This window comes from Lacticaseibacillus huelsenbergensis (assembly GCF_029726355.1).
Lineage (GTDB): Bacteria > Bacillota > Bacilli > Lactobacillales > Lactobacillaceae > Lacticaseibacillus > Lacticaseibacillus casei.
Map to the genome: position 1 here is coordinate 1,917,170 of NZ_CP120687.1, position 20,210 is coordinate 1,937,379.

Here is a 20,210-nt window from a genome sequence, read left to right on the forward strand (position 1 = left end):
TGTCAGGTTCATGGATGTTACCTTAACTCAAGGGGTGTTAATCGCGCTTTGGGCAATGATATCAGGTCTTGATTGCTGGCTACAGGCGTTCTTCATTTTCCGTCCGATTATTGTCTGCACAATCACTGGCCTTATCCTGGGCGACTTACAGCTCGGTGTCATTGCTGGCGGGTTAACTGAACTAGCTTTTGCCGGATTGACTCCTGCCGGCGGGACACAACCGCCGAACACGGTTCTTTGCGGGATTATGACGGTTGTTATTGCGGCAACTAACAAAACTGCTCCAGCAACGGCGATCGGTCTTTCATTACCGTTCGCGATGTTAATGCAATATATTCTGCTGTTCTTCTACTCCAGCTTTTCACTGTTTTTGCCGAAGTTCGATCAATATGCTGCAGAAGGGAATACAGGTGCGTTTAAACGTCTGAATTTCATTCCGCTCACGATCGTTACTTTGTCCTTCGGGATCATGGCTTTCCTGAGTGCATATGCGGCACAGGGCCCAATGAAGGCACTTGTTACTTCAATGCCTCACTGGTTGACACACGGATTTGAATTAGCTGGTGGTATCTTGCCGGCTGTTGGGTTCGCAATGTTGTTGAAGGTTATGTTAAAAGGTCAATACTTTGCATATCTGCTTTTGGGATTCGTTATGGCTTCAATGATCCCATTCTCAAATGTTCTGCCAGTTGCCTTGGTTGGCGCGGTATTTGCAATGATCGAATTCTATCGCAGCCGTGATCAGATCAAGTTAGAGAAGCAAGTTAAGGAAGTTGAAAATCAATCTCAAGGAGGAGGCATGAATGATGGCATCTGATGACAAGAAACAAAAGAAAAGCTTGTTTACCAATCATGAAATCTCCATGCTTGGGATTCGGTCTAACTTAGTTCAGGCATCGTTCTCATATGAACGAATGCATTCACCAGGTTGGACATGGGCACAGCTGCCATACTGGCAAAAGATCTATAAAGATGATCCTAAAGGCCTTAAAGCGGTTATGACCGATAACATGGAATTCATCAATAGTTCACCGCCACTGTATCCTATCCTGATGGGTTTGCTGCTGACGATGGAAGAAGGCCACGTTGATCGGACGACCATTAAAGGTTTGAAGAACGCATTGTTCGGTCCTATGGCCGGCATTGGCGATGCGATTTTCTGGTTCACCATTATGCCGATTGTCGGTGGGATTTCTGCATCAATCGCGAAGAACGGGAACGTTTTTGGACCGATTCTGTTCTTCCTGGTTTACCTGTTCCTATTCTGGTCTCGTATTCCGTTGGCACACTTGGGTTATAACCTTGGTACGCGAGCGATTGATGTCATTCAGGAAAACTCTCGGATCATTTCACACGTTGCTTCTATCCTGGGCTTAACCGTTATCGGTGGTTTGATTGCCAGTTACGTCAAGATGTCTCTGACCATTAAGGTTGGCGCTGGGAACACAGTCATCAACTTGCAAAAGCAGTTGCTGGATAAAATCTTCCCGAATATTCTGCCATTTGCCTTTGTCTTTCTGCTGTATTGGCTGTTGAAGAAGAATGTTAACCCAATTTGGTTAATCGTCGTGACCTTTGCGCTTGCCATCGTTATGGCGGCCATCGGTTGGATGTAGCTGTTAGTAAATGATTTGAGGAGGAATTAGACATTGAGTAAAGTTCAAGTGATCGTCACTGGGCATGGTACTTTTGCCGATGGGTTCAAGGGTGCGTTGCATTTGCTGGCGAGCGTACCTGATAACTGGTCGTTCGTAAACTTTTCAGAAGGTATGAGTGACAAACAACTTCAGGCTAAGTTTGAAACGATTCTTGGATCTGATCCCAAGCCGACATTGTTTTTTACAGATTTAGCTGGCGGAACCCCGTATAAAGTGGCGGCAACTCTAGCAAGCAAAAATCCGCAATTGGCGGTTGTCTCTGGCTGTAACCTAGGGTCGTTACTTGAATCTGTATTCAGTGACTATGACAATGCCGATGCCTATGCTGATGCGATTATTGCTGCATCAAAACAAGGCACGCAAAAGTTTACGCTGGATATGCCAGACAATATGGCTACTGGCTCTGATGACGGTATCTAGTTGTCGCTGACTTATCTAGGAGATACAGTTATTGAGGAAGGGGCGTGGCTTTCTAGTCACACCCCTTTTCTGACAAATTTGCATGGTAGAATCAGTTACATGAGGTGAATGATATGGCGACTAACATTTCGATTCTTGTTTTGGCAATGATTGTGGCCGGTATGGGCATCATGCTCTACCAACGGCGTAAGTACTTCTATTTGGGGACATTCTTCATAGGACACGGTATGACAAGCACTGTCATCAATTTAAAAAACAGCGGGCATTACGTCATCAATATCACTAATGTTAGTGAAAATCCCCAAGCGCCTGCTAGCTTTAAAATAGAAGAAGGATCGTTCCGCAAAGATGGAACAGTCATTGACTTGAAGCCGGAAAAATTATCAACTTTTACCTATCCAAACTCGCAGGCTTTAATGACAAATGATTGGGGTGGACATGAGGAGTCGGAATCAGAAAGTCACCAGATATCATTGCAAAACCATGCTCTGATGCTCTCTGGAGAAGAACTTCAACCACTTAATCAGGGAAAAGTCGTGACAGTTAAGCAATTTATGCAGAATAAGAAGAAGCCAAAGTCTGCTAAAGTGTGACTGGTTGAGTCAATGCTTTGGGGTCTGCGTTTGTCAGTAAGATGGAACCAAAAACAGCTAATCTGTCTATGCGGATTAGTTGTTTTCGTATGGTTTCCTTTGTGGCGGCTTTTGGGGCTGAAAAGATCACTTGTAGGAGTGAGAAAACTTACCTTTTTGTGAATCTGGTGCTGATTATCTGTAACGTCTCCGTTTGGCTTGAGTCTAATAGGGTTTTTTAATTAATTGCTGGCTCAATGGGTTAACTAAAAATAGGCCTGCACAAACAAATCAGCCGCCAGCCCAAACGCAGCAAACGCAATTAAAATCCGTAACAGTCTGACTGGCACATGCCGCACAACGATCGGACCACAGTAGCCGCCGATCAGAAAGCCGATGCCAAGCGGCAGGACGACGACCCAATCAATTTTGCCAGTCCACGCGTAAATAACTGTCGCCACTGCGTTAGCCATGAAAGCCATGACGTTCTTGAAGGCGTTGAGAACTGCAAATCTTTGGGGTAGGCTCAGTGTCAAAATTGCGAGGATAATGACACCACCGGCTGCACCGAAGTAGCCAGTGTAGGCACCGATCAAGAAGAGACCGATAGCTTTTAAAACCAGGCCAAACTTGTTCTGATCGCGTAAGGCAGGGACATTCTTCCGGTCCGCTTGGTGTCCGCTGACTAAGAGGAGAACACCGGCTGACAGAATGAAGAAGGGGACGACGTGTTCGAATGTGGATGCCGGTTCAATAAGTAGGAGTGCAGATCCGAGGATGCCGCCTGCTAGCGTGAGGGCGGTTAAGCCGGTCACCAGTTTGCCTTCGCCGCGAAGTTCGCGGGATGATGATGCGGTTGCGCCAATACCGGAAAGCACGAGTCCGGCTGTATTGGTTACGTTGGCAATGACTGGCGGGATGCCGGCTATGAGGAGTGCTGGGTAGGAAACTAGCGAAGCTAAGCCAGCAATCGAAGCCAATAAGCCGCCGAGAATGCCGGCACCGATAAAGTAAATGAATAGCCAAAATGTCATGGTTGCGCCCCATCTGTTTTTCAAATTTTCTCTGTTAGTGTCTCGCTAAGATGTTATGAATGTCAAGAAAACCCCGGTTGAAGTTGGTGGCTTCAGCCGGGGTTGCTTGTCTATGAAGTTTAAAGTTCTTGTGCAGCCTGCTGAATTTTATCAACGAATTCCGTCATATCAGTTTGCGGCTTTAAGACATTGGTCAGCGCGACCGCAGCCTTCTTCTGCTTGCGGTTGATGCTGAGCAAGCCAGTATAGCCGAGGACACTGCCGCTGTTGCCTAGCCAGCCGTCAGCAAGCTTGTGCCAGCCGAATCCGTAGCCGCCTTCAGCAGCCTTGAAGATGGTTTCCCAGCTTCCTGCTTTGAGCAGCTTGCCTTTCAACACAGCTTGCGCAAACTTTTCAAGATCGTCAATTGTTGTGACTAAGCCGCGATCTGCCTGATTTTCATCACCTTTACCAGCGAGGTTCGGATTGCCGGCAATCCAATGATAGCTTTCGGCAAAAGCGTGTGAGGTGCCGATTTTGGTATGTGTCAAAGCCAAAGGATCGTAAATGTTTTCCTTCAAAATGGCTTCAAGCGGGCGTTCCTCAGTGAGCCGATCAAGCACTTCGCCTAGCAAAATGGCGTTGGTGGCGCTGTAAGCAGTCTGGCTACCTGGCTTGAAGGCTAACGGTTGATCATCAACGACATCCAAGACTTTAGCCAGGTCCATGTCCGCGGCATTGTGCTGGTTGATTTGTAAGGCCAGACGCTCATCCGGCAAAGTTGCCGGCGCGTTCGCCTTGAACGGTTCAGCCATGAGCGTTAAGTAATCGGGAATCCCGCTTTGCATCGTGGCAAGCTGACCGATGGTGATTTTGTCAGCCTGCTTATATTCAGGCACGTATTGTGACAGTTTGTCGGTCAGTTTTAGCGCGCCTTTTTCGACAAATTGCATGAGCAAAACGCCGAAGAATTGTTGCGTGACAGTTCCGGCACCGCTGAGCGTATGCGATGCGAACGGAACCTTCATATCGATATGGGCAAAGCCTTGCGAATCTGCTGCTAACTCTTTGTCGGCAGTCACCACTGCGACTGCGCCGTTATAGTGTTCGGTTTGTAAGGAACGGCTTAATGGTGATTCATCTTTAACTGATCTTGTTCTACCATGTATAAACGCCTCCAAAAATGAACGATCGGTCGAGTCTTAGCTTGTGCTTGTTGGGGCATTGGCGTCATCGGCCATCACTAACTAATCTAAATGTGCTACCTTGACGAGCTCGCCTGTCACGCCTACTTGGATCCCTTGCTTGATTTTATCGGTACGGGTGGCATGAACGACTTGGAACTTATTTTGTTTAACGATCAGTTTGTTGTCAGTGTGGTAATCAGCTGGTAAGGGTTGATTACTGCCACGGATCAGCATCACGATAAACTTGAATCCACTGGCATGGGCTTCACACGGGCTGTAATGCAACGTGTCGCTGAAGAATTCAACCACGGTGCCAGCTGGAACAAAGAACAATTTAGCGTTCTTTTCCGCGTTGAATTTACCAGCGTGCATTTGGCCGCGCTTGCCGATGACCATGACGACATCTGTGAAAAAGACGTTCACTTCACTGCCTTGGTGGAATTCCACGGCGGTTAAAGCTTCGGCGTGGCCAGCACATTCGCCTGCTTCGATTGGCAGGCCAGCGAAAACATCGCGGCCGATTTGCTGAACAACCGGAATCTTTTCCATGTCCGGGTTTGACGGAACATAGAGGTTGGCTGCGGTTGGGGCAGGAATCTTGACGTTTTGGTCCATGAACGTTTTGAGCTCACTGACGTCGTATTGCGGGTAGGTGACGCCGTAATCGGCAAACGCCGGATCCGTTAGCTGATGAATCTGCTTATCTGGATTCAACTGCTGAATCTTTTCAAAAGTTGACATTTGATGGCTTCTTTCCAAAATTAGTAATTTTCAATCGTGACTTTGGCAAAATAGGTATCGAACTTCGCCGGGTTGACGAAGCCGGTTTCTGCTTCCATCGTGTTGAGCATCCCAGTGGTCATCGCCGTCTTCATAATGTCTTCGTCAGACTTGCCATCGTGAATGCCCATGGCGAGTCCGGCTAAGGTTGAATCGCCGGAACCAACCGGATTGACGACCTGGATCTTAGGGATGGCGGCGTGATAGAACTTGTCTTGATGCTTAACAAAGGCACCTGCTGATCCCAAGGAAACGACAATCCAATCAACGCCGTCAAAAATCGGATCCTGGAGGTCTTGTTTCAACGCGGCATAATCGGTTTTATCGACTTCGCGGTTAAGCAAGCCGGCAAGTTCTTCATCGTTTGGTTTGATCAAAAGGGGCTTCACTGGCGCTTCGAGTGCGGACTTCAAAGTGGCACCGGATGTGTCGAGCAAGACCTTGACGTTTTTGGCACCGGCATGGGCGATCATTTGCGTGTAATAGTCTTCCGGAAGCCCTTGTGGCATCGAGCCGGAAATCGTCAGCAAGTCTGCCTGATCCAGCAACTTGTCAAAGTGATCGAGAAACTTCTGCGCATCTTCAGGGGTAATCGTTGGTCCGGATTCAAGAATTTCGGTTTGCTTGCCGCCATCATGCAGCATTGCGATGGAACTACGGGTTTCCGCATCGATCGGCAGAAAATCATGGGCGATGCCATCGCGATCCAATTGATTCTCCAACCATTTGCCAAAATAGCCGCCAATAAAGCCGGTCGCAGTAAGATCGTGATCCAGCATGTGAATCACCCGGGAAACGTTCAGCCCCTTACCGCCAGCGGTCTTGCGAACATTTTTGACGCGATTCACCGTGTCGATTTTAAGATGTTCGAGTGGGTAGGAAACGTCGATTGAGGGGTTTAAAGTGACGGTTAAAATCATGAATTTCTTCTCCTTCTGAGCGTGAGCTGGCGCGGTTAGGAGCCGGAGTGTAAGCGGCCTTGGGCGTGATGGCTCGTTTTTGGCCATTGCGACCAAGGTCCTTACATGCAGGCTCCTGCGCCAGGGAACGCGTTATGATGAGCGTGAGCTGGCGTGCATTCATTCAAACGTAACGCTGCACTGCCGCCAGTCGTTCATTTAATAAAAGCCGATTCCCTGGGGAGTCGGCTTTTATGGCCTGCACACGAACTAATCGTGAGTAACCTTGTCCGTCCAAGGGGTGGCAGTTTCAGCCAAAACCTTGTTCAAACGATCGATGTTAGCTTTGCCTTCGGTTTCCAGCCACTTCTTACCGGCTGCTTCGCCTTCAGCAGCAAATGGCTTAACGCCTGGCTTCCAGGTTGCCCGACCGCAGAGAACACCGTTAAAGGTTGAACCTGCTTCCTTAGCAAATTTGAGTTCTTCGAGGAATAATTCATTTGAAACGCCTGCCGAAAGGAAAATAAACGGCAAATCGGTGGCATCTGACTGTGCCTTGTAGTACTTAGCGGCTTCTTCCTTGGTATAAACCGGTGTGACACCTTCATCAGTAAAGCCTTCAACAAACTTCTGGTCAACCGGAACTTCAACTTTGAGGACAGAAACGTTGTACTGTGGCTTGCTGAATTCCTTGGTGATCTTGATAACCTTTTCAGGCTTAGCCTTGGCCCATGCAGCGGTGCCGGTTTCGTTGGTCTTACCATCGTAAGAAACCAATTCAAGGAACAGCGGCAGGTCGTTGGCTTTAGCTTCAGCACCGACACGTTCAACAAAAGCATACTTGCGATCGTTGATGCTGTCTGGTTCGTCTGGATCAATGTACAGCAAGAACTTAACCGCGTCGCCGCCTTCGTTCTTGATGCGCAATGCACTCTGATTGTCGATCAAATCAGGGAAACGGCCAGGTTCGGTCGCATCGTAGCCAGTCTTTTCGTAAGAAAGCAGCAAGCCGGCCTGAGGTGCCCGAACCTTTGCAGCTGGCAAGCCATATTCCGGATCCAGCAAAATGGAGCTAGCGTACTTGGTTAATTCTTCAGATACAGCTTTTTTGAAATCAACAATCGTAGTTTCGTCAGCCGGTTTGTTGGCAGCAGCTGCCAGCATCTTCTTCAGGGACCCACGTTGATCAATGGCCAAAGCTGAGATAACGTTGTTGTCATCAGAAAGTTGTTGTAAATGTTTAAATTGACCCGCAGTAAGGTTAACAGTCATATGAAAATTCCTCCAATTCAGTAAAGGTTAGTGAGCGCGTTAACGCTCATGAAGCCAAATTAGTCGTGATAAACGCCTTCGTCCCACTTTTCGAGTTCAGCATCGAAGAAGTGCGGATTGTCTTTTTGTTCTGGGTTAGGCTTAGCAATTTTGTCAATCTTGTCGATGATCTTCTTGTTTTCCGGAGTTTCCTTGTAAGTTGCGTCAAGGAAAGCTTTAACCGTATCTTCAATCAAATGGATACCGGTAACGGCGCCACCAATGCCTAAGACGTTGGCATTCAATTGTTCACGCGCATAAACTGCTGAAGTTGCGTCATTAGCCATCGCGGCACGAACGCCTTCGTTTTTATCGGCAGCAGTTGAGATACCGATACCGGTTCCGCACATTACGATACCTAAATCTGCGCGCCCATCAGCAACGTCTTCGGCAACGCGTTTGCCATAAATTGGGTAGTGAGTACGATGCGTGTCATAGGTACCTTCATCAATCACCTTGTAGCCCATGTCTTTCAGCATATTGGAGACTTGGATTTTTTCATTGGTGACAATGTGGTCATTTCCGATTGCAATAATCATTAGGATGAAACTTCCTTTCTTGGCTTAAAAATAAACGGAGACGTAACTTAGATCATCTTTTCCAGCATGTCTAACCGAATCTGATGACGGCCGCCAGCATATTCGGTGTCGAGGTAACGTTGAACGATAGCGATGGCGCGATCAGGACCGGTGATGCCGGTGCCGATAGCAATAGCCTTGGCACCATTGTGTTCAGCGGTCATGTGCGCCGTGTTTTCTTCTTGAACAACGGCAGTGACCATACCCTTAACCTTATTAGAAGCCATAGCTGAGCCAACGCCATAGCGGTCGAACATAATCGCTTTGTGAGCGTCGCCGTTCAGCAACTTCTTTGTAACTGCCAAAGCAGATTCAACAAAATCTTCAGCAGGTTCAGGGGTTACATCAGCAACTTGATACTGATGATCCTCCAAATACTTCTTAACCTGTTCCTTCATTGCAAATCCGTCTTTGTCTGCACCAATAATGACATCCATAATTCAATTCTCCTTCTTTGTTTGTGAGCGTTCACCGGCTCTTAACCGCGCCGGTGAACGCATTATGATTTTCCTACGATAACAGAGGTATACTCGCTAAAATGCTGCTTATCGTCAGCGCTGATACCATCATCCGTGATGAGGCCATCGGTTTGATCGAGGTCATAGAAGCTGTAAAAATCTTGCCGATTCAGTTTAAAATGATCCGCAGCAACAAACTTCATGCCGGCATTGTTGAGGGCAATCCGCTGGGTCTGCCCCTCTTCAGGACTGGCATTGCTGATATGGTTGTCGGCAATCCCGTTGACACTGATAAAGGCCTTGGTGGTCGTGAGGTGAGCTAACATCTCATTAGCTAAGCTGCCAATGAAAGCACCGGAGCGCTCTCGCAGCTGGCCACCAATCAGTTTCAGTGAAAAATAATCTGCACGATCCTGAAAACTCTGAAAAACAGGAAGGCTATTGGTAATAATGCGCACTTCCGGTTTTTTGAGGTACTGGGAAATGAGTTCCATGGTTGTGCCGGGACCGATGTACACCGTATCGCCTGACGTAATGATGTCTGCGATGGTCGCAGCAATTTTGCGTTTTTCGTTGACGTGAATGGATCGCTTCTCGTTTCGGGATAATTCGGTTAGCGGCTTAAAATGCGTGCTTTGGGCACCGCCGTGAATGCGGATTAACTCATTTCGATCGGCGAGCTCTTCCAGATCCCGACGCACGGTCATGGTTGAAACGCCTAAACTATCACCAATTTCGTTTACGGTCACAATCCCTTTGCGATCCACTAAGTTGCGAATTGTCAGCAAGCGCTCGTCTTTTAACATTGAATCACCTCACATGATCTGTTCGTTGTTGTTTGTTTTTGTTCCTTATCACATTTTTAAGTTACCACCGGCGACACCATTCGTCAAGCTCATAATGACAATGTTTAACGCCAAGTTTGCGATTTTTGAACGCCTTGTCCGCTTTCTTAAGTCATCGATTATTGCCTGAATAAACTCACAAAGTGCCCGAAAAAGTGAACAGAATATAACAAGCCTTAACATATGGTATATACCGGTTGTGGAAAATCTCACGGGCTTGTGATTGCAACAGAATAGAAGTCATTAAATGACGAGCTTTTTTGATGAAGGAGAACGTGTGTCACCTGCTGCACCAATCAGTTGATAAAGACAAAGAAAAGTCGGCTCCTGCAGGCAAAGTTTGTCGCGGGTCGGCTTTTCTAAATCTTCTATATGAAAATGATCGATTTCTTGTCCATTTTTGGCCTTCTGAAAATTGCGTTGGCGGATTAAATGCGTAGTATATAATAGAAACGACCGTTTATCCTAAGTCCGGAAGCTTCAGCAAATCGTCAGCTCGCTGCAAGACGGCGATGCGTGGGGCGACAGCTGGTGAAGGCGGCGTTGTCCACCCAGCAAGTGCAAAAGCGACATTCGCGTTGGCAGCTGCTTGGGCATCGGTCGAGGTATCGCCGATATAGACCGTTGTTTCTGGGTTGCCACCTAGACGTTCGCGAGCCAATGTAATCGGATCGCCAAATGGCTTGTTGCGTTTGGCTTCACCAGCGACAACTACCGTCTGAAAATAAGGACTGAAGTGATATTTCTTGTCCTCTTCAAGAAACTGCGGTTTATCTTTTGATGTGACAAGACCGAGTTTATATTGCCGACCTAGCTGTTTAAGAACGGCTTGCATATTAGGAAACCAGCTAACGTCAGTCAAAAAAGCCTTTGAATCTTCCCGCCACTCTTCGTGAACCACGGGAACTTCTTCATCGCTGAAGCCTAGTTCTTTCAAGCTATCAACGCCTGCACGGCCATTGGTCCAAGTCAGATCCTGGATAGGTACCTTGCGACCGTGCCGCCGCAGCGTTTTCTGTAAACCGTAGAGATAACCCTCGACATTATCGAGTAAGGTTCCATCGATATCAAAGATAAACGTGTTCATAAATTTTCCTCCTAAATAACCAATATTATTGTAGCAAGTAAGCGGTAACAAAGAAAGGCGTTCAAATGCGATTCTTACACACAGCCGATTGGCATATTGGCAAAAAATTAAATGATTTTGACTTATTAGCAGACCAGCAGGCAGTTTTTGATCGACTAGTGGCGGTTGCGCAGGCGCAACAGGTAGACGGCATCGTGATTGCCGGCGATTTATATGATCGGGCACTGCCGAGCGAAGCAGCGGTGGCGGTGCTGGACCAGATGCTCGTGAAGTTGAATCGCGACTTGCATTACCCGTTGTTGGTGATCTCGGGCAACCACGATTCGGCGGTGCGTTTGCGAACCGGTCGTTCCTGGTTTTCCGCCACCCAAATGTATGTCAATACGCAGTTAGCCGAAGCATTTACGCCGATTGAGCTTGATGGCGTTCAATTTTTCCTGCTGCCGTATTTTGAGCCGTTCGCGGTTCGCGACTATTTTCAGGATCAGACCATTACAAACGTTGCACAGGCGATTCGGCCGATCGTTACCAAGATGAAGACGCTGTTCAAACCGGGGATGCGGCATATTTTAGTGAGTCATTTTTTTGCGGCTGGCAGTGACCATAGTGCTTCGGAAACAAAAGTGAATGTCGGCGGCTTGGACGCGGTGCCGATTGATGATTTGACGGCATTTGATTATGTTGCGTTGGGCCATTTACATAATCACAATGCGTTGCATGGCGAGCCGAAAATTCAATATAGCGGCGCTTTGCTGAAGTATGCAGTAGGCGAGGCGAAGCAGGAAAAGGGTGTCTACATTGTGGATACCAAAACGATGCAGCGGGAATTTGTGCCGTTGAAGCCGCAGCATGACTTACTGGAATTAAAAGCCAGCTATGCGGATTTGACCGATCCGGCGTATTACCAAAAGCAGGATCGAGATGCCTACATCGGGATTGATTTAACCGATACCCAGGTGATTCCCAACGTGATGGCTCAGCTGCGGCAGATTTATCCACGCATCATCAGCTTACGACGGGAAAATGGTGTCCAAGCGGTGAAGCCATTGCAACAGCGGCAACGTGATCTGGATCCGGTCAGTTTATTGAAAGCCTTTTATGAAGAACTGATGCAAACCGATCTGACGGCTGATCAACTGAAGTGGGCAAAGTCCGGTCTTGCCGCGGCAGAAAGCGAGCAGAAGCGATGAAACTAAAACAATTACACATGCAGTTTTTTGGCCCGTATGCAGATGAAACGGTTGATTTTGATGATTTTCAGACCAGTCCCTTGTTTCTGATCAGCGGTCCGACCGGCAGCGGAAAAACCACCATTTTTGATGCGCTGGTGTATGCCTTATATGGTGAAACTTCTGGCGAGCGGGATGGCGTTCAGATGCGGTCGAATTTTGCCAGTCATCATGATTTGACCAAGGTGACGTTGACGTTTGAGCATGATGGCAAACACTACTCGGTCACGCGGCAGCCGCAACAGTTGCAACAAAAAAAGCGCGGGGATGGGCTTACCGAGGTTAAGGCCAAGGTCGTGCTGGCGATTGCGGATGGCGATAAGCAAGTCGCGGAATATACCAAGAAGAATCAGGTGCAGGCGCAGTTAGATGCGGTTTTGCATCTGGATGCCAAACAGTTTCGCCAGATTGTGCTGTTGCCTCAAGGCGATTTTCGGCACTTTTTGGATGCGGACAGTAATGCTAAGGAAGACTTGCTCCGTGACTTGTTTGGCACGCAGCTCATTCAGCGCTGGCAGACAGCGATGTTAGCCAAAACCAAAGAGCAGGGCGCGGAAATTCAGGATCAGGAACGCATGCTCAACCTGCTGACATCTCAGTTTGATTTTGAAGTCGAGCCAGATGAAAATGCTACCCCAGCGGACAAGTTGGACTTGATGCGGGAGACTGTCGAAAAGCAAGCGGTGACTGTTGCGGCGCGACAAAAAGCCGCTGACAGCAACCATCATGCCTATCAGGTCGCACAGGCAGCGCTTCAGGCAGGCAGACAGTTGGCACAAGCGTTCAAAGACCGCGAACAGACCACCACTGCCCTGGCGGAACTCGCCGAGCAGGAACCAGTTCAGCAAGACCGGCTTAAACGCATGGCTCAATTAACCTGGGTTCAGCAACATGAAGCCGCTGCGCAACGAGTCGAAACCACGACACAGGATTTGGCCACTGCGCGGAAGCAAGCAACGCAGATCAAAGCAACCTTGGTGGCGACCCAACAGTCCATGGATCAGGCTAAAACAAGCTTGGTTGAGCTGCAGCAACAAGAGCCTGCCGTTGACGCGAAGAAAAAACAGCTTGATCAATTACAGTCGGTTCGCGAACAACTGGTTGCCATGAGCGCGCAAAAACAACAGGCAACGATGAAAGCCCATGCGGTCACGAAAGCAAGTGCTGCATTGAAGAAGGCGCAGCAAAAACTTGCGGACGATCAACAATCGCTTACCCAGCAGCAAACCGAATTATCCGACTTGTTAGTGACCGATTTAGCAAACCGAGCGGCTGAACATAAACAATTATTGGCGACCTTGACGCCAATTGCGGCGAACTATCAAGAAGCGCAAACAGATGCTTTTACTTTTGGAGAAAAGCTGGCAAAGGTTAAAACATCGCTGGAAAAAGCGACAGAAACCAGCAAAACTGCGGCGCAGCAATTGAACGATCTGCAACAAACCCAGATCAAGCAGCAAATCGCCCGGCTGGCGGCTAAGCTGGAACCCGGCACGCCTTGTCCGGTTTGCGGTAGTCTTGAGCATCCCCACCGAGCCGTGGCCACGACCGAACCATTGGTAACCGAGGCGGCCATCAAGCAGGCGGAACAAACGCGTCAGCAGGCCGCTGCAAAAGAAACAACCTTGCAAACGCAACTTAAAAATCTTGAAGACCAGCAGGCAACGGTGACCCGAAAAGCTAGTGTTGCCCAACGTGACTTTGTGGAAAAACTGGCCCAGCAACCAAGTCTCCTCAGTTCTGATGCTGACAATGCCGATATTTTGGTTCAATTGAGTGCGTTTGAAGCTGAGACTACTAAAATCGTGAAGAAGCTGGCAGCGGCCGAGGCAAAACAAACAGCGCTTGAGACAGCATTGAAATCGTTGCAAACCGCTGTCACGAAGGATACGGACAAGGTTCAAGCCGCTCAAGATGCAGTTAATACTGCCAAACTTGAGGCCGCTACGGCTACGAGTGCGCTGGCAACGATGCAAGCGGCGCTGCCTGAAGGGACCAGCGATTTGGCAACTGTGACCGCACAGTCAGCGGAACTGACCCAAGCGGTTGACACCTATCAGAAAAACCGCCAAGCCGCACAAGACAAAGTAAGCGACTTGGATCGCCAGCTAGCCGGACTCCATGCCGATGAGCGCCACGCCACGGAGCAAATTGCCAAACTGGAAAAAGACCATCAGGAAGCAACGGCGGCCTTTTTACAAGCAGTAACAGAATATTTTGGCGCAGATGGGTCCAAACAATTTACTGCACTAAAAGAGCAATTGGATCAGTTGCCGATTTTGCAACAGCAGACTCAAGACTATAACAATGCGGTTTTGAAGCAAAAGACGTTATTGGAATCCAGCAATAAAACCATTGGCGATCAGCACGAGCCGGCGCTTGATCAACTTGAAGAGCAGGCCACTTTGACGGAGGCTGCAGCAACCAAAGCCCAGACTGCGTTGATTGAAGTGCAGCAGGCGCATGACACGGCCAAGAAGTTGTTGAAGCAGGCTGCGGACATTTTAGCAAAAAATAAAGCCGCGCTGGCTGCCTATGCTGACTTACAGACGTTGACAACAGTGATGAACGGCAATGGGCCGAAGAAGCTGAGTTTGGAGCGGTATGTTCTGCAAGCCTATCTTCAGCAAATTCTGGATGTTGCCAACACGCGCCTGCAGGTTCTGTCCAATCAGCGTTATCAGTTTGTGCTGCACACCGATCTGGGTACGCAAAAGATTCATTCCGGTTTGGAAATCGATGTTTATGATGATCAGGTTGGCGAACAGCGTGCAGTCCAGACGCTATCCGGCGGCGAAAGCTTCATTGCAGCCCTTAGTCTGGCATTAGCATTAGGCGAGGTGATTCAACAGGAAAGCGGCGGTATCAACATTGATGCGTTGTTTGTTGATGAGGGATTCGGCAGTTTGGACACCAATAGCCTTGATGTGGCCATGAACGCCCTCGAGTCATTGGAAGGCGAATCGCGGCTGATCGGCATTATATCCCACGTTACGGAATTACGCGATAATATTCCCGATCAGCTTCAGGTACAACCGGCAGGAACCGGGCGCAGTCGGCTGAAAGTGTTGCATATGGCTTAGTTAAGGGATGTTGAGCGCGGTGCGACAAAAGTTTTACTTGATAGGAATATACCCATATGGTAATGTTCAATGAAACGATTGGTATTTTTGCAAGCACTGAACATGGCCATTGCCAGGACGGATTTATGTTTGAAGTAGACTTTAATGATTCAGCACCCATGAACATTGTGCCAACGACTTCGGCAGCTGATGCGTTGAAGGAATTGATGGCATATCACAATATTACGCAGTCTGAGTTTGCGGAGCACATTGACGTTTCGCAAAAGCAACTCTCATTTATTTTGAATCGGCATGCGTATATGAGTATCAATGTTGCGCGGAAAATTGAGCAAGCCACTGGTCTTAGTGCTAGATGGCTTTTACAGCTTGACTTTAATTATCGGTTGTCACAGGCTGAGACCGATGACCTTGCTCAGGTTAAACGGTTTGAGTGGGCGAAACCCCAAAAGAATTAAGCTTGAAAAACATATGCTGGAAGGCCAAAAATTCATTTGTTCTTCTCCTGAGTCGGTGATCAGATTAAAATTTGGTGTGTCAAGGTGCCATTTAAGTGGTATAACAGAAGTTGAAAGGGTCAAACCTTCTAACTCACACCAAAAAGAGGCGACATCACATGGCATCATTGAGCAAAGAACAGAAGAAAGCTTTGATCGCTAAGGTCGAAAAGGAGCGCCAAGAACATCCTGAAAAGAAACCTAAGAAGTCAGGTTTCGAAACGATTGACGAAGAAGCAGAACGCCTTGAAAATGAAAACTAATTTTTAGCTGAGTCATGGATTCCAAATGAGAAATTGTTTGGGATCTTTTTTTGTGAGCGTGAGCCAGCGCGCTTAAAAGCTGGAGTATAAGTTATAAGTGGCCTTGGGCTTGATGACCCGGGCTTGGTCATTGCGACCAAGGTCCTTATACGCAGGCTTCTGCGCTGGCGAGCGCGTTATAGAACGTAACAGCCCAACCTATCTTTGCAGACAATAGAACAAATACCGATGCCGCTAAAATCACTTACGGCCACAACCAAAAGTACCCCGATGATGGCTACTTCCAACAAAGGTATAGGTAAATACACAACCCGAAAACACAGTAATGACGCCCCATAACAACCGCTAACCAAACTTTTTTCAAAAAACTTTAGCACTCGGCGTTCACAAGTGCTAATTTGTGGTATAACTATAGGTGGAGCGAGGGAGAAGGAACAAAGGCTCCGGAGCTAAGATCGTTCTCCTGAATCCCCAAAGTCTCTGATTGAAAGGAAGTTATCTGTTATGGCTAATGAAGTTATGAATCGTCGTAATAATGAGTTGATGAATGATGTTAATGATCCGTTCTTTGACAACTTGGCACGTCGGTTCTTCGGCCCGGTATCTGACTGGATGGATTGGGCAACTCCTTCCATTGCCAGCACGGCCGTCAACGGATTGCTGACTGACGTTAAGGAGACCAAGGACGCTTACGAAGTTCATGTTGATGTTCCTGGGATCGATAAGAACAACATCAAGTTGAACTACCATGATGGCATTTTGAGCATCAATGTTCACAAGGATGACATCACAGATCACGCCGACAAGAACGGCAACGTCATGATGTCCGAACGCAGCTATGGCACGATGAGTCGGAGCTATCAACTGCCAAACGTTGATGACAGCAACATCAAGGCAAACTACAAAGATGGTGTTCTTAACATCACATGCCCAAAGTTGACTGAATCAAAGGAGTCTGGTCACAACATTGAAATTCAGTAATGGATTGAGTAGTGTTTGTCGTCAGGCGGCTCAAGACTCACGAACTGCATTGCAAGCATGATCAGAAGCGGCACCACTGTCGTTGATGGGCAAAACCCAGTAGTAAGCAAAACGAATCGATGAGAATTGCAGCAGTTGCAGTGATCATTGAACCGTAAAAAGAAATCACCTCTGCGATACGTATGATCGTAGGGGTGATTTTTTTGTGAGCGTAAGCCAGCCCGCTTAGAAACCGGAGTGTAAGTGGCCTTGGGCGTGATGGCGGTCTTTGCCATTGCGTCCAAGGTCCTTACACGCAGGTTTCTGGGCTGGCGAGCGCGTTATAGAAAGCGAAACTTAACCATTCCATTGCCTCAAATAGAACAATCCCCATCAAGCCACCAAACAGTTTCCCAACACCAAACTCCATGGTAAGCTAACTTCTATGATGACAAACAACAAATTAATGGATTGGCCGCCAGAAAAAGTAGCGGCATTTCAACAGGCACTTTTAGATTGGTATGACGGACACGCGCGAACGCTGCCGTGGAGGCAAGATCATGACCCTTATCATGTGATGGTGAGCGAATTAATGCTCCAGCAGACTCAGGTTCAGACAGTGATTCCGTATTACAAACGCTTCATGACACAGTTTCCAACTGTCGAGGCGTTGGCCGCAGCACCGGAAGCGGCAGTTTTGAAGGCTTGGGAAGGTTTAGGTTATTATTCACGGGCGCGGCGCCTACAGCAGGCAGCGAAACAAATTGTGAATGATTATGGTGGAAAATGGCCACAGACGTCAGCTGAGTTACAAACATTGGCTGGCATCGGCCCTTATACAGCCGGCGCGATTGCTTCGATCAGCTTCGGCGAAGTTGTGCCTGCGATTGATGGCAATGCGTTTCGGGTGTTTGCCCGCTTGTTCAAAGTGGACGCCGATATCGCGCGGCCGCAAACGCGCCAAGTGTTTTACGATCTGATTCGCCCATTAATTCCAAAAGATCGTCCTGGTGATTTCAATCAGGCCGTGATGGATCTTGGCTCAAGCTATATGTCCGCCAGTCACCCGGATCCCGAACACTCGCCTGTGCGTGACTTTGATGCAAGTTACCGTGATGGCGTTGTGGCAGATTATCCGGTTAAAACGAAAAAACCGCGACCAGTTGTGCATCGCTATTTTGCTTTGGTCGTGCGCTCTGATGCCGGTTATTTGTTCGAGCAGCGTCCTAGTACCGGTATGTTGGCAGATTTATGGATGTTCCCATTGATTGATATGGCAGATCTCGAAGCTACTATGATGAGCGATCAACTAGATGAAGTGAGTCAGACTTTTGCTGCATCATCAGGCTTGGCCTTAACTTTCGCCGATCTTGGCGTCAAGCAGGTTCAACATACGTTTACCCACCAACGCTGGCAGATGACGTTAATCGGGGCCGATGCCAAAGCTGAGGAGCTGAAGTTTATCCCTGCACGTTGGGTGGCGCCTAAGGATTTTGGCAAAATAGCACTGCCAACCGTCCAGAAGAAGCTGAATCAGGCGCTAGGATTGGATGATTCAGATTAGATTCCAGGCCATTCATGTCGCGATTAGCAGCAAGCTGAAGCGGGCCAATTTTTAGCTGTTTTATAGAAAAGGGCGTTATACTGTGGTCATCGTGATGATTGAGAGGCGATTATTTTGACAGTTAAAGTCACCAAAGATATTGCTTATGGCGATGCTCCTTTACAGAAACTCGATTTCTATGAGCCGGACAAACCAAATGGTGCGGCGATTCTTGATATTCACGGCGGCGGTTGGTTTCGCGGTGAAAAGAATAAGGAAGGTAGCATGGCCGAACGCTTCGCCGCGCTTGGCTATGCGGTTGCCGTTCCGAACTATCGATTAGCGCCGGAAGCCTTTTTCCCAGCAGCGCGGGATGATGTTTTAGCGGCTTTTTCGTGGCTGCGTGATCATGTGGAAACGAAAAAGCTCGGCGTTTTCGGGTCGAGTGCCGGTGGTTCCTTATCGGTTGACGTTGGCTTGGCTGAAGGCGTGCCGATGGTTTCATGGTCGGGGATTTTTGACATTCAAAAGTGGTTTGCCGCGCATCCAAACGTCGTAGCGCAACCTGATACCAAAACCGATTTTGTGAACACCGCGAGCGCTAAAATCGACCAAGGTGGCCGGAACGATCCATTTTACAAGTGGTTCATTTTGAATTATGTGGATGCAGATGAGACCAAGTTTCCGCAAGTCGAACCGTTTGAACGCTTGACAGCGCAGGCGGGTCCGATGTATCTGGCTAATTCACAAGAAGAGATTATTCCGGTGAGCGGCATTTATCAGCTTGGTCAAGCAGCCGCGACGTTGGGCGTGCCGGTGACGTTGCAGGTCATCCCCGGCGGCCAGCATGCGGAAGGTTATCTTGCCGAAGCGTGGCCGGAGACAGTCGCATTCTTGGCGCAACACTTACTGAAGGGGTCAAATTGAAGACATTAGTGGTTATCAGCCATCCGAATATCGAAAAAAGCGACACACAGCAGTTTCTAAAAGCCAGTGCCGCTTCTTTGTCGCAAGTTGTGTGGCACCATTTAGATGCGAACTTGCCGTTTGATGTCGCTGCCGAGCAGCAAATGATTCAGGAAACTGACCGGATTGTCTTGCAGTTTCCGTTGTATTGGTACATGGCGCCTGCGAGCTTGCATCAGTGGTTGACAGAAGTTTGGGTGAAGCAATTCGTTTATGACACACATGGCGGCCTTTTGAAGGGGAAGTCATTGGGCCTCGTGGTGAGCTTCAGCCAACCGGAATCGGCTTATCAACTTGGCGGCCAGGTAGGGTTTAGTTTGAGCCAATTTTTGGCACCTTATGCCGCGTTGGCCGAAAAGACCGGCTTGCGGCTGTTGGCGCCATTGGCCATTGCCCGATTCGCCAACCAAAATGATTCGGAACACCAGCAATTACTGATCCGCTACCAGCAATATTTGACGCTGCAGCATCCTGATAACTTTGAAGCGCAGGCGCAGTGGTTTATCGATCGGTTGCAGGAAGATCCCAAGACGACAATGCTAGCTGACCAACTGGCTACGCAAACCGATGAAATTGACCGCTTGCGTTTGACGTTACATGAGTTGAAGGCAGGTGAATCGGAATGACAACCGATGAACAGTGGCTGATCAACGCGGCTGCCCAGCATGAAAAAGATGCGGTATCTTATGAAAAGGCGGCCTTCTTTGCGGCGTTGCAAACTTTTGTCGCGCAGCAAGCCGAGCGGCGCGAACAACTGGAAGCAGAAATCGACGGCCGTAGCTGGAATCATGAGCAATGGTAAAGTTCAGTCTGACGACGGAGGGGCATTGCCGGGCAATATGCTATGCTTTAATTAGCAAAACA

The 20,210-nt window shown here is 48.3% G+C and carries 22 protein-coding genes and 1 pseudogene; 13 read left to right on the forward strand and 10 right to left on the reverse strand.

The genetic code is table 11. From position 1 onward, the window contains the following. Positions 1–10: 10 nt before the first annotated feature. The 4 genes from agaC to LHUE1_RS08725 all read left to right on the forward strand — a co-directional run bounded on the left by agaC (position 11) and on the right by LHUE1_RS08725 (position 2,671). A complete protein-coding gene (gene agaC, locus LHUE1_RS08710) occupies positions 11–817 on the forward strand; it encodes a PTS galactosamine transporter subunit IIC (RefSeq protein WP_049171048.1) in 807 nt (268 codons plus the stop codon). Beyond that, the gene (gene agaD, locus LHUE1_RS08715) at positions 804–1,616 is read left to right on the forward strand and encodes a PTS galactosamine transporter subunit IID (protein ID WP_049171050.1); all 813 of its coding nucleotides are present in this window, start codon (positions 804–806) and stop codon (positions 1,614–1,616) included. The genes agaC and agaD overlap by 14 nt, the downstream gene beginning before the upstream one ends. Positions 1,617–1,649: 33 nt before the next feature. Beyond that, a complete protein-coding gene (locus LHUE1_RS08720; protein WP_025013202.1) occupies positions 1,650–2,078 on the forward strand; it encodes a PTS sugar transporter subunit IIA in 429 nt (142 codons plus the stop codon). A 113-nt stretch (positions 2,079–2,191) separates the two neighbouring features. Continuing rightward, positions 2,192–2,671, forward strand: a complete 480-nt coding sequence (locus LHUE1_RS08725; RefSeq protein WP_049171053.1) for a hypothetical protein — start codon at positions 2,192–2,194, stop codon at positions 2,669–2,671. A 245-nt stretch (positions 2,672–2,916) separates the two neighbouring features. On the opposite strand, the gene LHUE1_RS08730 is transcribed toward LHUE1_RS08725, so the two are convergent. From LHUE1_RS08730 to LHUE1_RS08770, 9 genes are all read right to left on the reverse strand, one after another. Then, entirely contained in the window at positions 2,917–3,684 is a 768-nt protein-coding gene (locus LHUE1_RS08730) for a sulfite exporter TauE/SafE family protein (RefSeq protein ID WP_049171056.1), read from the reverse strand. 119 nt (positions 3,685–3,803) lie between these two features. Beyond that, a complete protein-coding gene (locus LHUE1_RS08735; protein WP_277848318.1) occupies positions 3,804–4,844 on the reverse strand; it encodes a serine hydrolase domain-containing protein in 1,041 nt (346 codons plus the stop codon). 66 nt (positions 4,845–4,910) lie between these two features. After that, positions 4,911–5,591 carry a DUF4867 family protein gene (locus LHUE1_RS08740; protein ID WP_049171060.1) on the reverse strand — a complete coding sequence of 227 codons (681 nt, stop codon included), beginning with the start codon at positions 5,589–5,591 and terminating at the stop codon, positions 4,911–4,913. A 20-nt stretch (positions 5,592–5,611) separates the two neighbouring features. Then, positions 5,612–6,550 (reverse strand): tagatose-6-phosphate kinase, encoded by a 939-nt coding sequence (gene lacC / locus LHUE1_RS08745; protein WP_049171061.1) that lies wholly within the window; start codon positions 6,548–6,550, stop codon positions 5,612–5,614. Positions 6,551–6,799: 249 nt separating this feature from the next. Further along, positions 6,800–7,801, reverse strand: a complete 1,002-nt coding sequence (locus tag LHUE1_RS08750) for a tagatose-bisphosphate aldolase (RefSeq protein ID WP_213291570.1) — start codon at positions 7,799–7,801, stop codon at positions 6,800–6,802. Between the two features lie 59 nt (positions 7,802–7,860). After that, a complete protein-coding gene (lacB, locus tag LHUE1_RS08755) occupies positions 7,861–8,379 on the reverse strand; it encodes a galactose-6-phosphate isomerase subunit LacB (protein WP_025013209.1) in 519 nt (172 codons plus the stop codon). 47 nt (positions 8,380–8,426) lie between these two features. After that, positions 8,427–8,855: a galactose-6-phosphate isomerase subunit LacA gene (gene lacA / locus LHUE1_RS08760; RefSeq protein WP_010493495.1), complete on the reverse strand. Its 429-nt coding sequence runs from the start codon at positions 8,853–8,855 to the stop codon at positions 8,427–8,429. Between the two features lie 62 nt (positions 8,856–8,917). Then, a complete protein-coding gene (locus LHUE1_RS08765; RefSeq protein ID WP_047107290.1) occupies positions 8,918–9,682 on the reverse strand; it encodes a DeoR/GlpR family DNA-binding transcription regulator in 765 nt (254 codons plus the stop codon). Between the two features lie 499 nt (positions 9,683–10,181). Then, positions 10,182–10,808 carry an HAD family hydrolase gene (locus tag LHUE1_RS08770; protein ID WP_025013211.1) on the reverse strand — a complete coding sequence of 209 codons (627 nt, stop codon included), beginning with the start codon at positions 10,806–10,808 and terminating at the stop codon, positions 10,182–10,184. 65 nt (positions 10,809–10,873) lie between these two features. Here LHUE1_RS08770 and LHUE1_RS08775 point away from each other — a divergent pair, with 65 nt between their 5' ends. The 5 genes from LHUE1_RS08775 to LHUE1_RS08795 all read left to right on the forward strand — a co-directional run bounded on the left by LHUE1_RS08775 (position 10,874) and on the right by LHUE1_RS08795 (position 16,858). After that, positions 10,874–11,998, forward strand: a complete 1,125-nt coding sequence (locus LHUE1_RS08775; protein ID WP_049171527.1) for an exonuclease SbcCD subunit D — start codon at positions 10,874–10,876, stop codon at positions 11,996–11,998. Next, complete coding sequence (locus LHUE1_RS08780) at positions 11,995–15,120, forward strand: AAA family ATPase (protein WP_217774591.1); 3,126 nt, start codon at positions 11,995–11,997, stop codon at positions 15,118–15,120. Before LHUE1_RS08775 ends, LHUE1_RS08780 begins: the two co-directional genes overlap by 4 nt. A gap of 125 nt (positions 15,121–15,245) precedes the next feature. Next, a complete protein-coding gene (locus LHUE1_RS08785) occupies positions 15,246–15,575 on the forward strand; it encodes a helix-turn-helix transcriptional regulator (protein ID WP_080978136.1) in 330 nt (109 codons plus the stop codon). 158 nt (positions 15,576–15,733) lie between these two features. Further along, a complete protein-coding gene (locus LHUE1_RS08790) occupies positions 15,734–15,877 on the forward strand; it encodes a hypothetical protein (RefSeq protein ID WP_005684115.1) in 144 nt (47 codons plus the stop codon). Positions 15,878–16,381: 504 nt separating this feature from the next. After that, positions 16,382–16,858 carry an Hsp20/alpha crystallin family protein gene (locus LHUE1_RS08795; RefSeq protein ID WP_016363742.1) on the forward strand — a complete coding sequence of 159 codons (477 nt, stop codon included), beginning with the start codon at positions 16,382–16,384 and terminating at the stop codon, positions 16,856–16,858. Here LHUE1_RS08795 and LHUE1_RS14375 read toward each other — a convergent pair. Continuing rightward, a pseudogene (locus LHUE1_RS14375) lies at positions 16,852–17,078 on the reverse strand (hypothetical protein). The gene LHUE1_RS08795 and the pseudogene LHUE1_RS14375 sit on opposite strands and share 7 nt — an antisense overlap. A 207-nt stretch (positions 17,079–17,285) precedes the next feature. On the opposite strand from LHUE1_RS14375, the gene mutY reads away from it, so the two are divergent. From mutY to LHUE1_RS08815, 4 genes are all read left to right on the forward strand, one after another. Beyond that, entirely contained in the window at positions 17,286–18,401 is a 1,116-nt protein-coding gene (gene mutY / locus LHUE1_RS08800; RefSeq protein ID WP_213291589.1) for an A/G-specific adenine glycosylase, read from the forward strand. A gap of 114 nt (positions 18,402–18,515) precedes the next feature. Next, on the forward strand, positions 18,516–19,307 hold the full coding sequence (locus tag LHUE1_RS08805) for an alpha/beta hydrolase (protein ID WP_049171535.1): 792 nt from the start codon (positions 18,516–18,518) through the stop codon (positions 19,305–19,307). Continuing rightward, positions 19,304–19,972, forward strand: a complete 669-nt coding sequence (locus tag LHUE1_RS08810) for an NAD(P)H-dependent oxidoreductase (protein ID WP_049171537.1) — start codon at positions 19,304–19,306, stop codon at positions 19,970–19,972. The genes LHUE1_RS08805 and LHUE1_RS08810 overlap by 4 nt, the downstream gene beginning before the upstream one ends. Beyond that, positions 19,969–20,148, forward strand: coding sequence for a hypothetical protein (locus LHUE1_RS08815; RefSeq protein WP_025013219.1), 180 nt, complete (start codon positions 19,969–19,971; stop codon positions 20,146–20,148). The genes LHUE1_RS08810 and LHUE1_RS08815 overlap by 4 nt, the downstream gene beginning before the upstream one ends. Positions 20,149–20,210: the final 62 nt, after the last annotated feature.